Annotated in this window: 12 protein-coding genes; 8 read left to right on the forward strand and 4 right to left on the reverse strand. The window is 68.6% G+C overall.

All coding sequences use genetic code 11. From position 1 onward, the window contains the following. Positions 1–112: 112 nt before the first annotated feature. The gene (locus P7644_RS07930) at positions 113–910 is read left to right on the forward strand and encodes a DUF2242 domain-containing protein (protein WP_404302652.1); all 798 of its coding nucleotides are present in this window, start codon (positions 113–115) and stop codon (positions 908–910) included. 39 nt (positions 911–949) lie between these two features. Continuing rightward, positions 950–2,233 carry a branched-chain amino acid ABC transporter substrate-binding protein gene (locus P7644_RS07935; RefSeq protein WP_404302653.1) on the forward strand — a complete coding sequence of 428 codons (1,284 nt, stop codon included), beginning with the start codon at positions 950–952 and terminating at the stop codon, positions 2,231–2,233. 257 nt (positions 2,234–2,490) lie between these two features. On the opposite strand, the gene mltB is transcribed toward P7644_RS07935, so the two are convergent. From mltB to P7644_RS07955, 4 genes are all read right to left on the reverse strand, one after another. After that, entirely contained in the window at positions 2,491–3,555 is a 1,065-nt protein-coding gene (mltB, locus tag P7644_RS07940; RefSeq protein WP_404302655.1) for a lytic murein transglycosylase B, read from the reverse strand. Next, the gene (locus P7644_RS07945; RefSeq protein ID WP_404302656.1) at positions 3,552–5,606 is read right to left on the reverse strand and encodes a DUF3488 and DUF4129 domain-containing transglutaminase family protein; all 2,055 of its coding nucleotides are present in this window, start codon (positions 5,604–5,606) and stop codon (positions 3,552–3,554) included. Before P7644_RS07945 ends, mltB begins: the two co-directional genes overlap by 4 nt. A 102-nt stretch (positions 5,607–5,708) precedes the next feature. Continuing rightward, the gene (locus tag P7644_RS07950; protein ID WP_404302658.1) at positions 5,709–6,698 is read right to left on the reverse strand and encodes a DUF58 domain-containing protein; all 990 of its coding nucleotides are present in this window, start codon (positions 6,696–6,698) and stop codon (positions 5,709–5,711) included. A gap of 5 nt (positions 6,699–6,703) precedes the next feature. Beyond that, on the reverse strand, positions 6,704–7,624 hold the full coding sequence (locus P7644_RS07955; protein ID WP_404302660.1) for an AAA family ATPase: 921 nt from the start codon (positions 7,622–7,624) through the stop codon (positions 6,704–6,706). A gap of 92 nt (positions 7,625–7,716) precedes the next feature. On the opposite strand from P7644_RS07955, the gene P7644_RS07960 reads away from it, so the two are divergent. The 6 genes from P7644_RS07960 (at position 7,717) to P7644_RS07985 (ending at position 14,201) form a co-directional block, all read left to right on the forward strand. Continuing rightward, entirely contained in the window at positions 7,717–8,622 is a 906-nt protein-coding gene (locus P7644_RS07960; RefSeq protein WP_404303158.1) for a histone deacetylase family protein, read from the forward strand. A 14-nt stretch (positions 8,623–8,636) separates the two neighbouring features. Beyond that, complete coding sequence (locus P7644_RS07965; protein ID WP_404302662.1) at positions 8,637–9,425, forward strand: enoyl-CoA hydratase; 789 nt, start codon at positions 8,637–8,639, stop codon at positions 9,423–9,425. Between the two features lie 168 nt (positions 9,426–9,593). Then, positions 9,594–10,343 (forward strand): electron transfer flavoprotein subunit beta/FixA family protein, encoded by a 750-nt coding sequence (locus tag P7644_RS07970; protein ID WP_404302664.1) that lies wholly within the window; start codon positions 9,594–9,596, stop codon positions 10,341–10,343. Between the two features lie 19 nt (positions 10,344–10,362). Beyond that, positions 10,363–11,295 (forward strand): electron transfer flavoprotein subunit alpha/FixB family protein, encoded by a 933-nt coding sequence (locus P7644_RS07975; RefSeq protein WP_404302665.1) that lies wholly within the window; start codon positions 10,363–10,365, stop codon positions 11,293–11,295. Between the two features lie 80 nt (positions 11,296–11,375). Then, positions 11,376–13,166: an acyl-CoA dehydrogenase gene (locus P7644_RS07980; protein ID WP_404302666.1), complete on the forward strand. Its 1,791-nt coding sequence runs from the start codon at positions 11,376–11,378 to the stop codon at positions 13,164–13,166. A gap of 78 nt (positions 13,167–13,244) precedes the next feature. Next, positions 13,245–14,201 (forward strand): NAD(P)H-dependent flavin oxidoreductase, encoded by a 957-nt coding sequence (locus tag P7644_RS07985; protein WP_404302668.1) that lies wholly within the window; start codon positions 13,245–13,247, stop codon positions 14,199–14,201. Positions 14,202–14,203 lie beyond the last annotated feature (2 nt).

The raw sequence follows: 14,203 nt of genomic DNA on the forward strand, positions 1-14,203 counted from the left end.
ATAGCTCCTGATTGAATAGTAATAGTCGGCGCATCAAGGGGTTTCACCCCGGCGCGCCGCTGCCGCGCATTCACAATGCGCCTTGCTCCGGGTTTTTTCCTGTCCGATTGCCGTGATCCGATTCCTACGCCTTCCCCCCGCCGCCGTCCTGGGCCGCCGTCTCGGCCTGGTGGCCTGCGCCCTGCTGGCAGGTTGCGCGCGCATCCCCGAAGCCATGCCGGGGCTGGAGCGCAACCTGCAGTTCACCCCCAACGATTTCGACAGCGCCGGCATGCATACGCGGCACATCGAGGCCTCCCAGGCACGCACCTGCGAGGCCGCGCGTCGCGCGCTGCTGAGCCAGGGCTATGTGGTGAACACCGCCAGCACCGAGCTGGTGGCCGGACGCAAGTACTACCAGCCCCACACCGACATCCACTACGAGGTGGAGATGCGCGTGGTCTGCGCCCCCGAGGGGCAGGGCGATGCGCGCACCTCGGCCTTCGCCAGCGCGCTGCAGGACCGCTACGTGATCAAGAAGGTCAACAATTCCGCATCGCTGGGCGTGGGGGGGCTGGGCTCGGTGTCGCTGCCTGTCTCGGCCACCGACGACACGCTGGTCAAGGTGGGCAGCGAGACCATCTCCGACCCACAGTTCTATGAGCGCTTCTTCCAGCTTTTCGAGCGCTATGTGCGCGTGGCGCCTGCGTCCGCCGCTGCCGCGCCGGCTCCGGCTCCGGCTCCGGCTCCGGCTCCGGCTCCGGCTCCGGCTCCGGCCGCCGCCGCCGCCGCCGCCGTGCAGACACCGACCGCCAGCGCCAACCAGTTGCCCTTGCAGGAGCACGAGGCGGTGCCGCGCGCTGAGGCGCCCGTGGATCAGGCCGCGGGCGAGCAGGCGCCGCAAGCCATCGAGCGGCTCATGGCCCAGTGAGGCTGCGGGGCTACCGTTTTCTTATCTCCACGACCTTTCATGTCCTTTCTGTCACGTCGGCAGGCGGTTCGCGCCTGCACCCTGGCGCTGCTGGCCCTGGCGGGCGGCGCCGCATCGGCGCAGCCTGCGCCGCCCGCCGCGCCCATCAAGCTGGCGCTCATCGAAAGCCTGTCCGGCAGCTTCGCCAACACCGGCGAGGCCGTGTTCCGCAACCTCCTCTGGGCCACCGAGCGCGTGAACGCGCGCGGCGGCGTGAAGCTGCCGGGCGGCGCCCGGGCGCTGCAGCTGGCCCGCTACGACAGCAAGGGCACGAACGAGGAGGCGCTGTCGGCCCTGCGCGCAGCCATCGACGATGGCGTGCATTACGTCTTGCAGGGCAACTCCTCGGCCACCGCCGCCGCGCTCATCGAGGCCATCGCCAAGCACAACCAGCGCGAGCCCGGACGGCGCGTGGTGTTCCTCAACTACTCGGCGGTCGATCCCGCGCTCACGAATGACAAGTGCAGCTTCTGGCACTTCCGCTTCGATGCCCATGCCGACATGCGCATGGCTGCGCTCATGGACGTGATGCGCGAGGACCAGACGCTCAAGCGCGCCTACCTCATCGGCCAGGACTACAGCTTCGGCCAGGCCGTGCTGCGCGAGGCCCGGCGCCAGCTTGGCCTGCAGCGCCCCGACGTGGCGATCGTCGGCGACGAGCTGCACCCCGTGGGCCGGGTGAAGGACTTCGCGCCCTATGCGGTGAAGATCAAGGCCAGCGGCGCGCAGGCCGTGATCACCGGCAATTGGGGCAACGACCTCACGCTGCTCGTCAAGGCCGCGCGCGAGGTGGGCTACGACGGCATGTTCTACACCTTCTACGGCAACGCCCTGGGCGCGCCCGCAGCGCTGGGCGACGCCGGCGTGGGCAAGGTGGTGGCCGTGGCCGACTGGCTGCCGAACCTGCCCACGCAGGGCAGCGAGGATTTCTACCGCGCCTTCCGCGCCCGCTTCCCGCAGCCGCAGGACGACTACGTGCACATGCGCATGCAGCTCATGGTCGAGGCCCTGGCCCAGGCCATGGAACGCGCCACCAGCACCGAGCCGCTGCCCGTGGCGCGTGCGCTGGAGCAGGCCAGCGTCAGCCTGTACGGCCAGGCGGGCCGCATGCGCGCGGCCGACCACCAGTTCCAGCAGTCGCTGGTCGTGGGCGTGATGGACAGGCTGGGCGCGCCGGGCGTGAAGTTCGACGTCGAGGGCTCGGGCTACGGCTTTCGCGTGGTGCGCCAGATTGCGGCGGACAAGGCGCAGATGCCGACCAGCTGCCGGATGCAGCTGCCGTGACCCCTTGATCGGGGGCGGATTCCAATCAATCCTGAGGCTTGTGGGGTAGTTATTCTTTTTGAGGGTGGCTGGCCGGGATGTGCCCCCGGCGGCGCACTCACTTTCTTTTGCTTCCACCATGTGTCCGGTCCATACAGCGAAGCAAAGAAAAGTACCTCGCCCGCCGGGGCGAGACCCGGCCAGCCGAACTCAAAAAGAAGAGCTGCCAACGCTTACCCAATAAGCCCTGGAAGCCATTCCTTCAAACCCACCCCCGATCAAGGCCGCGCCGCAGCCACCGCCCGCCCCAGCTCGATCACCGCCATGGCGTAGTAGCTAGACCAGTTGTAGCGCGTGACGGCGTAGAAGTTCTCGGTGCCGGCCACGTAGCTGGGGGGCAGGCCGCCGTTTTGCAGCTCCACCAGCGCCAGCGGGCCGGCGTGCTGCGCGCCTTCGCCCTGTACCTGTGCGCCCATGGCGGCCATACGGGCCGTGCTGAAGGTTGGCAGGATGTCGGGGGCGAGCAGCTCATCGAGTTGCAGGTGGGCGGCATCGAACTCAACGGCGTAATGCGTGGCCATGCCGGCCGTCCAGCCATGGCCCACGAAGTAGTTGGCCACCGAGCCGATTGCGTCCTGTGCGCTGCGCCACAGGTCGATGCGGCCGTCGCCGTCGAAGTCCACGGCCCAGCGTGCCCAGCTTGACGGCATGAACTGGCCCAGGCCCATGGCGCCGGCGTAGCTGCCGCGCGGGCCGAGCGGGTCCATGCCGGTGCGCTTCATCAGGGTCAGGAACTGCTCCAGCTCGCGCTGGAAGAAGGCGCGCCGCTCGGCCGCGCGTGGGTGGGCGTCGGGGAAGTCGAAGCTCAAGGTGGCCAGCGCGTCGATCACACGGTAGCCGCCCATGTGCTGGCCGTAGAGGGTTTCCACCCCAAGGATGCCGATGATGATCTCGGCCGGCACGCCGTATTCACGCTCGGCGCGTGCCAGGGCCTGGGCGTTGTCCTGCCAGAAGCGCAGCCCGGCGCGGATGCGCACCGGCTCGACGAAGCGCGCGCGGTAGGCGGCCCAGTTCTTCGGCGCGCCTTTGGGAGGCGGCAGCACCAGGCGCGGCACCTCGCGCAGCAGCCGGGCCTGGCCTATGGTGCGGCGCACCCATGCGCGTTCCAGGCCGCGGCGCTCGGCCAGGTCGTCGGCGAAGCGCATAGCATCGACGCGCTTGGCGTAGGGTGGAGCGGGTGCCGCCTTGGCGGTGTGATTTTTATGGTCATTTTTGGCTGTAACGCTTATGGATAAAGCGCTGAAAGCTATCAAAAAAATGGCTTTTACGGTGCGGGATGTCATGGCGTTCCTGTGCGGCGCGATTGTGCCGCGGGCCAGGGCAGGCGGGCGAATTCGCGCCGCAGCCGGGGCAGGGCGGCGGCGGGGTGGCGGGCGTAGCGCGCTTGCTCCAGGCGCAGCAGCCATTGCGCGGCGGGTTCGGCGGGCGGGCCCAGGTGGGCGCGTGCCTGCTCGGCCATGCCGCGCGGTGGCAGGTGCGGCGGCAGTGCCAGGCCGGCGCGGGCCAGGCGCTCGCGTGCCCGCTGCAGCAGCTGCTGCCAGGGGTCTTGGCGGCGTCGTTCCCATAGCGCCCACAGGGCGCCTGCGGCGGCGCTGCTGCAGATCAGAAAACCCAGCAGGCGCACCAGGTCCTGCCAACTGGGCGACTGCACGCCCAGGGCCTTGAGCAGATCCAGCTGGCGCCCCTGGGTGTAGTTGAGCACCCACTGGTTCCAGCCGTTGTTCACGGCCTCCCAGACGGTGCGCAGGTTTTGCAGCAGCGTGGGGCTGACGACGGCGTCCATGGCCGCGCCGAACACGCCGCGCGGCGCCTGCAGGCGCTGCAGCTGGCCCACGCGGCCGGGGGCGACGGCGCCCGTGGGGTCCACGCGCACCCAGCCGCGCCCGGCGATCCAGACCTCGGCCCAGGCATGGGCGTCGCTCTGGTGCACGGTCCAGTAGCCGTCGATGGCGTTCATCTGCCCGCCCTGGTAGCCGGTGACGATGCGCGCCGGCACATCCAGAGCGCGCATCAGCACCACGAAGGCCGAGGCGATGTGCTCGCAAAAGCCCTCCTTGCGCGTGAACCAGAATTCGTCCGCCGTGTGCTCGCCGTACAGGCCGGGCTCCAGCGAGTAGCGGTAGCCGCCCTGCGCCAGGCGCGCGAGCGCCGCATCCACGAAGGCCTGGGCGCCGCCGCGGCCAAGGCGCGGGTCGGCCTGCATCTGCCGCGCCAGGGCCAGGGTGCGCGGGTTCAGGTCCGGTGGCAGCTGTACGTAGGCCTGCATCTGGGGCGTGCGCCGCAGCGGGCCGTGGGTAAAGCGCAGGTGGCTCTCGGCACGGTAGCGCAGCACGCTGTGGATGGGACGGCTGGCGCTCCATTGCAGCTCGGGCGACATCAGGGCCCAGCTGCCCTGGGGCAGCTCGGGCGCGGCCTTGGTGGCGTCCAGGGTCAGCAGCCAGGGGCGCTGGTGCGGCTCCAGCGTGAGCTCGTAGCGCAGCGGCGCGCCCTGCACCTGCAGGTGGGCGGGGCTGGGCGCGGCCGCTGTGATGCCGCGCGCCTCGGGCTGCGACAGGGCGAACCAGTCGCGTCCGTTGAAGGCCGTGAGCACCGGGCCGCGAAAGTACAGATCCTGCGGCTCAGGGGGCAGCCCGCCCGGCGTGTCAAAGCGCACGCGCAGGGCCACGCTGCCGTCCAGCACCAGCGAGGCCATGCTGCCTATGCTCATCTGCCCCGACAGGCCGGTGCGTGCGCCGGTCTTGTCCGCGGGCATGCCCCACAGCGGCGCCATGCGCGGAAACAGCAGAAACAGCAGCGCCATGATGGGCGCGCCCAGCAGCATCATGCGCGCGGCCTGGCGCATGGCCGTGGCCAGCGGCGGCCGGCCCACGGGCATGTGGGCGTTGACCAGGGCCGTGAGCAGGCCCAGCAGCGCCACCAGCATGACGGCGGCGATGGGTAGCGCCTGCGAGAAGAAGAAGTTGGCCAGCAGCGTGAAAAAGCCCAGGAAGAACACCACCATGGCGTCGCGCCGCGCGCGCAGCTCCAGCGTCTTGAGCGCCAGCAGCATGACGATGAGCGTCACGCCCGCGTCGCGCCCGACGATGGTGCCGTGCGACTGCAGGGTCAGCAGCACCACCAGCGCCAGCAGCACGGCCGTGAGCCAGCGCCCGGGCAGGGGCCGGCTGCCCGCCGCCAGCCAGGCGCGCCAGGCCAGCAGCGTGGCGGTCATGGCGCTGGCCCAGGGCGGCAGGTGCGCTGCCAGCGGGGCGATGCAGCAGGCGACGACGGCCAGCAGGAACAGCGTGTCGCGCGCCTCGCGCGGCAGGCGCGCAAGGCGGCTGGCGAGGTTCATGGCAGGCCTCCGCCGCGCAGGTGCCATGGCTTGAAGCTATTTAAAAAATAGCTGATAGCGCTTGATGGTATTGGGGTGGATGCCAATTTCATTGAATATTCTTCAGCTGAGCGCCAGCGCCTCCAGGCAGCGGCGCCGGTGTGCGGGCCCATGATCCGGCGCGATCTGCCGGCCGGGCAGGCGCAGGCCGTAGTCCGCGCCCAGGCGGTCGGCCTGCAGCACCCAGGCCGTCAGGCGCGACAGCCGCGCCTCGGGCGCCTGCAGGCCGGTGGCGGCAAAGTCCAGCCAGAGCTCGTGGCGCTGGGACTGCTGGGTGTCGCGGCTGACCAGGCCGCTCGTGCCCGTGGCCAGCGAGCGCGCGGCCTTCTTCCAGACCACGAGCTTGAGCGGGTCGCCGCGCCGGTAGGCGCGCACGCCGTCAAACTCGCCCACGCCGCGCGCCGGGGCCTGGCCGCTGCCGCCGGTGCGCGGCTCGGCTGGCGGCAGCGGCGGCGCCGGTGTCTCGGGCCGGGGGTAGACCAGCACCTGCGCCGCCGGGCGCCACAGCGCCCAGACGCGAAAGGTGCCCAGCGGGTAGCGCGTCTCCAGCTTCAGCGTGGGCACCGCCTGCAGGCCGCGCCGCGCGGGCTGGAAGGCCACCTGCACCGTGGCGCTGTCCTGGCCCGGCACATCGGTCCAGGCCCATTGCGCGGCGCTGCTGCCGCGCACGGCCACGGCCAGCCCGTAGCGCGTGGCGCGCGCGGCGTTGTGCAGCTGCACCTGCAGCAGCGCGCCCGCGCCCAGAAATTGCGGCTCGGGCAGCAGCAGGCGCAGTTGCAGGCCGCGCAGCGTGGCATGGCTCAGGTGCACGCTCACCGCCACGCTGCCGGCCAGCAGAAAGGTCAGCAGATAGCCCAGGTTGAGCTGGAAGTTGATTGACGCCACCAGCAGCACCAGCAGCGTGAGCGCCAGCATCCAGCCCGCGGCCGTGGGCAGGATGTAGACGTTGCGCTGGGTCAGCGCCAGGGTGTCGCTTGGCGGCAGGCGCGCGCTCCACCACTGCCGCCAGCGTTCGGTGGCGGCCGCCCAGGGGGCGCGCAGGGTGCTGGTCATCAGGATCAGGGCAGGGGCACGGATTCGAGCATGGCGCGCACCTGCTCCACGCTGCCGCGCCCGGCGTCGCCCATGGGCACCAGGCGGTGGGCCATGGTCTTGGGCAGCACGGCCTGCACGTCGTCGGGCGCCACATAGTCGCGCCCCTCGATCAGCGCCTGCGCTTTGGCGGCGCGCATCAGCGCAATGCCCGCGCGCGGCGACAGGCCCTGCACGAACCAGCGACCCGAGCGCGTGGCGGTGATCAGGTCCTGCACATAGTTGAGCAGCGGCTCGGCCGCATGCACGGCCAGCACCTGGCGCTGCAGTTCGGTCAGTTCTTCCTGCGTGAGCAGCGGCGGCAGGCCGGCGAGCATGTCGCGGCGGTCGCCGCCGGCGAGCAGCTGGCGCTCGCTGGCGCGGTCGGGGTAGCCCAGCGAGATGCGCATCAGAAAGCGGTCGAGCTGGCTTTCGGGCAGGGCAAAGGTGCCCAGCTGGTCATGCGGATTCTGCGTGGCGATCACGAAGAAGGGCTGGGGCAGGGGGCGCGTGGCGCCCTCTACCGAGACCTGCTTTTCCTCCATCGCCTCCAGCAGCGCGCTCTGTGTCTTGGGGCTGGCGCGGTTGATCTCGTCGGCCAGCAGCACCTGGGTGAACACGGGGCCGGGGTGGAACACGAAGGCCTCGGTGCCGCGCTCGTAGACCGACACGCCCGTCAAGTCGCTGGGCATCAGGTCGGCGGTGAACTGCACGCGCGTGAAGCTGAGGCCAAAGGTGTGCGCCAGCGCATGGGCCAGGGTGGTTTTTCCTACCCCGGGAACGTCCTCGATGAGCAGATGACCACCCGCGAGCAGGCAGGTCACGCAGTCCTGGACTTGTAAGCTTTTCCCGGTGATCACCGTGTTAAGCTGGTTTAGGAGCGATCGGATTTTGTGCTGTGCATGCATGGCCTGACGTTATCCGAAAACAATTGATACACGGGGGATTGACTGTGAGCAAGACGGGCTATTACACCCATGGCGACTGCCGCAAGCACGAGATGGGGCCGGGGCATCCCGAATGCCCGGCGCGGCTGGATGCCATCGAGGACCGGCTGCTGGTGTCCGGAGTGTCGGCCGCGCTTGACCACCGCGAGGCCCCGCTGGCTTCCCTGGCCGACATCGAGCTGGCGCACGATCGCATGCATGTGGCCGCGCTGCGTGGCCTGTCGCTGCGGCTCGTCGAGGAAGAAGACGCCGGCGGCTCACCCTACTTCCAGCTCGACACCGACACCGCCATGAACCGCCACACCTGGACGGCGGCCCTGCGCGCCGCCGGCGCAGCCATCGAGGCCACCGATGCGGTCATGGCCGGCGAGCTCGAAAACGCCTTTTGCAGCGTGCGCCCGCCGGGCCACCACGCTATGCGAGCCAAGGCCATGGGCTTTTGCTTCTTCAACAACGTGGCCATTGCCGCCAAGTACGCACTGCAGCGCCATAACCTCAAGCGCGTGGCCGTGATCGACTTCGACGTGCATCACGGCAACGGCACCGAGGACATCCTGGCCGGCGACGAGCGCGCGCTCATGGTCAGCATCTTCCAGCATCCCTTCTATCCCTATAGCGGCGACCAGGATCCCGCGCCCAACATGCTCAACGTGCCCGTGCCCGCCTACACCAAGGGCATGGACGTGCGCGAGATCGTCGAGATGGTCTGGATGCCGCGCCTGGAGGCCTTCAAGCCCGAGATGATCTTCGTGAGCGCGGGCTTTGATGCGCACCGCGATGACGACATGGGCCAGCTCGGCCTGACCGAGCAGGACTACGCCTGGATCACCATGCGCATCAAGGACATCGCGCGGCGTTTTGCCAACAAGCGCATCGTCTCCTGCCTGGAGGGCGGCTACATGATGGGGCCGCTCTCGCGCAGCGTGGAGGCGCATCTGCGCGTGCTGGCCGATCTGTAATGGAGCATTCAGTCATGTCGGATGGTACGAATTTGCTGCAGGTGGCGCGCGATGCGCGCGGCGTGGTCACGCTCACGCTGAATGATCCGGCGCGCTTCAATGCGCTGGGCCACGAGATGCTGTCCGCCCTGCAGCGGGCCCTGGCGGACGTGGCGCAGGACGAGGGCGCGCGCGTGGTGGTGTTGGCCGCCGCAGGCAAGGCCTTTTGCGCCGGCCACAACCTCAAGGACATGGCGCAGCATCCCGACCTGGCCTGGTACCAGGACCTATTTGCCCAGTGCAGCCGCGTGATGCTGGCCATCCACAGGCTGCCCGTGCCGGTGATCGCGCGCGTGCACGGCATGGCCACGGCGGCCGGCTGCCAGCTGGTGGCGCAATGCGACCTGGCCGTGGCCAGCGAGGCGGCGAGCTTTGCCACCAGCGGCATCCACTACGGCCTGTTCTGCGCCACGCCCAGCGTGCCGCTGATGCGCAACATGTCGGCCAAGCGGGCCATGGAAATGCTGCTCACGGGCGACTTCATCGACGCGCGCACGGCCCTTGAGCAGGGGCTGGTGAACCGCGTTGCGGCGCCCGCACTGCTGGATGCCGAGGTGGAAACGCTGGTGCAGTCCATCCTGCAAAAACCCCGTGCGGCCGTGACCATGGGCAAGGCCCTGGTGTACCAGCAGCGTGAACTGGGCATCGATGCCGCCTACCAGATCGCCGGCCAGGTCATGGCCGTCAACATGATGGACGAGGCTGCGCAGGAGGGTGCGCGCGCATTTGCCGAGAAGCGCCAGCCGACCTGGAAGCAGGCCTGACCGGCGGCTGCCCTCATCAACGTGCTGGCATAATCGCCAAAAAGCACGGTCGTTCGTTCCTGATTTTTACGCTGTGGGCACTACGAATTCCACGCATGCTGCAGTGCGCAATAGAATGAGTCGGTTTACGTACGCGTCAATTAATCAACCATTGAAGGAGCTGCAGTCATGAAGGTCTTGGTCCCCGTGAAACGCGTGGTGGACTACAACGTGAAGGTCCGCGTGAAATCGGACGGCACGGGCGTAGACATCGCCAACGTGAAGATGAGCATGAACCCCTTTGACGAAATCGCCGTCGAAGAGGCGGTGCGCCTGAAGGAAAAGGGCGTGGCCACCGAGGTCATCGCCGTCTCCTGCGGCGTGGCCCAATGCCAGGAAACCCTGCGCACCGCCATGGCCATCGGCGCCGACCGCGGCATCCTGGTGGAGACGACGGAAGAACTGCAGCCCCTGGCCGTGGCCAAGCTGCTCAAGGCCCTGGTGGACAAAGAGCAACCCGGCCTCATCATCCTGGGCAAGCAGGCCATCGACGACGACGCCAACCAGACCGGCCAGATGCTTGCCGCCCTGGCCGACCTGCCCCAGGCCACCTTCGCCAACAAGGTCGAAGTGGCCGGCGATAAGGTCAACGTCACGCGCGAAGTCGACGGCGGCCTGGAAACCCTGCAGCTGACCACCCCGGCCGTGATCACCACCGACCTGCGCCTGAACGAGCCGCGCTACGTCACGCTGCCCAACATCATGAAGGCCAAGAAGAAGCCGCTGGAGACCGTCAAGCCCGAGGACCTGGGCGTGGACGTGGCCCCGCGCCTGAAGACCCTGAAGGTGGCCGAGCCCCCGAAGCGCGGCGCCGGCATCAAGGTGCCCGACGTGGCTACGCTGGTGGCCAAACTCAGGAACGAAGCCAAGGTCATCTAAGGCAGAAGGAGAACACAACATGACCGCACTCGTCATTGCAGAACACGACAACGCCAGCCTCAAGGCGGCCACCCTGAACACCGTCACCGCCGCCGCCGCCTGCGGCGCCGAGGTGCATGTGCTGGTGGCCGGTGAAGGCGCACAAGCCGCCGCAGCCGCCGCCGCCCAGATCGCCGGCGTCGCCAAGGTCCTGCACGCCGACGGCGCCGCCCTGAAGGACGGCCTGGCGGAAAACCTCGCCGCCCAGGTTCTCGCCATCGCAGCCAACTACAGCCACCTCCTGTTCCCCGCCACCGCCGGCGGCAAGAACGTGGCCCCGCGCGTGGCCGCCAAGCTCGACGTGGCGCAGATCAGCGACATCACCAAGGTGGTGAGCCCCGACAGCTTCGAGCGCCCGATCTACGCCGGCAACGCGATTGCCACCGTGCAATCGAGCGACGCCGTGAAGGTCATCACCGTGCGCGGCACGGGCTTTGACGCCGCGCCCGCCACCGGCGGCAGCGCCGCCGTGGAGAGTGTGGCCGCCGTCGCCGACAGCGGCAAGAGCGGCTTCGTGGGCCGCGAGGTCACCAAGAACGACCGCCCCGAGCTGACGGCCGCCAAGATCATCGTCAGCGGTGGCCGGGCGCTGGGCAGCAGCGAGAAGTTCAACGAGGTCATGACCCCGCTGGCCGACAAGCTGGGCGCGGCCATCGGCGCATCGCGCGCGGCGGTGGACGCGGGCTACGCCCCGAACGACCTGCAGGTGGGGCAGACGGGCAAGATCGTCGCGCCGCAGCTGTACATCGCCTGCGGCATCTCCGGGGCCATCCAGCACCTGGCGGGCATGAAGGACAGCAAGGTCATCGTGGCCATCAACAAGGACCCCGAGGCGCCGATCTTCAGCGTGGCCGACTATGGGCTGGAGGCGGATCTGTTCCAGGCGGTGCCGGAGCTGGTCAAGGCGCTCTGATCGCACACCACCGTACCGGGGCATCGCAGGCGATGCCCTTTTTTTCGAGCCAAATTTCCCATTCACGGACTTCCACCACCATGAGCTACACCGCCCCCGTCAAGGACATGCTGTTTGCCATCGAGCACCTGGCGCGCATCGATCAGGTCGCGCAAATCCCCGGTTTCGAGGATGCCGGCCTGGACACGGCCGCTGCCGTGCTGGAGGAATGCGCCAAGTTCAACGAGGGCGTGGTGGCGCCGCTGAATGTGGAAGGGGACAAGAACCCGTCCTCATTTGCCAACGGCCAGGTCACGACCACGCCGGGCTTCAGGCAGGCCTTCCGCCAGTTTGCCGAGGGCGGCTGGCAGGGCCTGCAGCACCCGGTGGACTTCGGCGGCCAGGGCCTGCCCAAGACCATCGGCGCGGCCTGCGGCGAGATGCTCAACAGCGCCAACCTGAGCTTTGCGCTGTGCCCGCTGCTGACCGACGGCGCCATCGAGGCGCTGCTCACCGCGGGCAGCGAGCAGCTCAAGGCCACCTACCTGGAAAAGCTGATCAGCGGCCAGTGGACCGGCACCATGAACCTGACGGAACCCGGGGCAGGTTCGGACCTGGCCCTGGTGCGCTCCAGGGCCGAGCCGCAGGCCGACGGCAGCTACAAGATCTTTGGCACCAAGATCTTCATCACCTACGGTGAGCACGACATGGCCGAGAACATCGTGCACCTGGTGCTGGCGCGCGTGGCAGGTGCGCCCGAGGGCGTGAAGGGCATCAGCCTGTTCGTGGTGCCCAAATTCCTCGTGAACCCGGATGGCAGCCTGGGCATGCGCAACGACGCGCATTGCGTGAGCATTGAGCACAAGCTGGGCATCAAGGCCAGTCCCACGGCGGTGCTGCAGTTTGGCGACCATGGTGGCGCCGTGGGTTATCTCGTCGGCGAGGAAAACCGCGGCCTGGAATACATGTTCATCATGATGAACGCCGCACGCTACGCCGTGGGCATGCAGGGCATTGCCGTGGCCGAGCGCGCCTACCAGCATGCTGTGCAGTACGCGCGCGAGCGTGTGCAAAGCCGCCCCGTGGACGGCAGCCTGCCGGGCGCCGGCCCCATCATCCACCACCCCGATGTGCGCCGCATGCTGATGACCATGCGTGCGCTCGCCGAGGGTTGCCGCGCCATGGCCACGGTGGCCGCGGCCGCCTACGACGCGGCGCACCATCACCCGGACGCCCAGGTGGCCAAGGACAACGCCGCGTTCTATGAATTCATGGTGCCGCTGGTCAAGGGCTACAGCACCGAGATGAGCCTGGAGGTCACGTCCCTGGGCGTGCAGGTGCACGGCGGCATGGGCTTCATCGAGGAAACCGGCGCCGCGCAGTACTACCGCGACGCGCGCATCCTGACCATCTACGAGGGCACGACCGCCATTCAGGCCAACGACCTGGTGGGGCGCAAGACGGCGCGTGACGGCGGCCAGCTGGCGCGCGCGATTGCCGCGCAGGTCGAGCAGACCGAAGGCGAGCTGAACGCCAGCGCTACGGCCGACGCCCGGGCCGTGGCCCGGCGCCTGGCGGCCGCGCGCCAGGCCTTCCTGGACGCCGTGGACTTCATCGCCGCCAACGCCAAGTCCGACCCCAATGCAGCCTTCGCGGGCAGCGTGCCCTACCTGATGCTGGCGGGCAATCTGGTGGCCGGCTGGCAGATGGGCCGCGCCCTGCTGGTGGCGCAGGAGCTGTCGTCCAAGGGACAGGATGTGGGCTTCATGCAGGCCAAGATCGCCACGGCGCGCTTTTATGCCGAGCACATCCTGGTGAAGGCGCCGTGCCAGCGCGATGCGATCGTCGAGGGCGCGGCCAGCGTCACGGCGCTGGCGCTTGAAGCGTTCTGATTGAAGAATTAATTTTGATAGCTGCTGACGCTTGTCCATCAAGCGCCAGAGCCCTTTTTAACTATGGAGACTCCCCGCATGTCCAAGCTGCCGCCGGCTCTGCAAAAACTCTCGCTGCCCGTGATTGGCTCGCCGCTGTTCATTATCAGCAACCCCAGGCTCGTGATCGAGCAGTGCAAGGCCGGCATCGTGGGCTCCATGCCCGCGCTCAATGCCCGCCCGGCGGCGCAACTGGAGGACTGGCTGGCCGAGATCACCGAGACCCTGGCCGCCTGGGACAGGGCGCATCCCGAGCAGCCATCGGCCCCGTTCGCCATCAACCAGATCGTGCACAAGAGCAATGACCGGCTGGAGCACGACATGCAGGTCTGCGCCAAGTACAAGGTGCCCATCGTCATTACCAGCCTGGGCGCGCGCGAGGACGTGAACCAGGCCGTGCACGGCTGGGGCGGCATCGTGCTGCACGACATCATCAACAACAAGTTTGCCCGCAAGGCCATAGAGAAGGGCGCCGACGGCCTGATCGCCGTGGCGGCCGGTGCCGGCGGCCATGCGGGCGTGAAGAGCCCGTTTGCCCTCATCCAGGAGATCCGCCAGTGGTTTGACGGCCCGGTCGCGCTGTCGGGCTCCATCGCCTCGGGCGGCGCCATCCTGGCGGCGCAGGCCATGGGTGCGGACTTTGCCTACATCGGCTCGGCCTTCATCGCCACGCACGAGGCACGCGCGCACGACGCCTACAAGCAGGCCATCGTCGATGGCTCATCGGACGACATCGTCTACAGCAACCTGTTCACGGGCGTGCATGGCAACTACCTCGCGGCCTCGATCCGCGCCGCGGGCCTGGATCCGGACAACCTGCCCGAGTCCGACCCGAGCAAGATGAACTTCGGCGGCGACGCGAAGAAGGCCTGGAAGGACATCTGGGGCTGCGGCCAGGGCATAGGCCATATCACCGAGGTCAGCTCGGCGGCCGACCTGATCGCACGCCTGCGCCGCGAATACCAGGTGGCGCGCGAGCGTCTGGCGCTCGGCTGAGC

The organism is Alicycliphilus denitrificans (assembly GCF_044792555.1).
In the GTDB taxonomy this organism is placed as follows: domain Bacteria; phylum Pseudomonadota; class Gammaproteobacteria; order Burkholderiales; family Burkholderiaceae_C; genus Alicycliphilus; species Alicycliphilus denitrificans_A.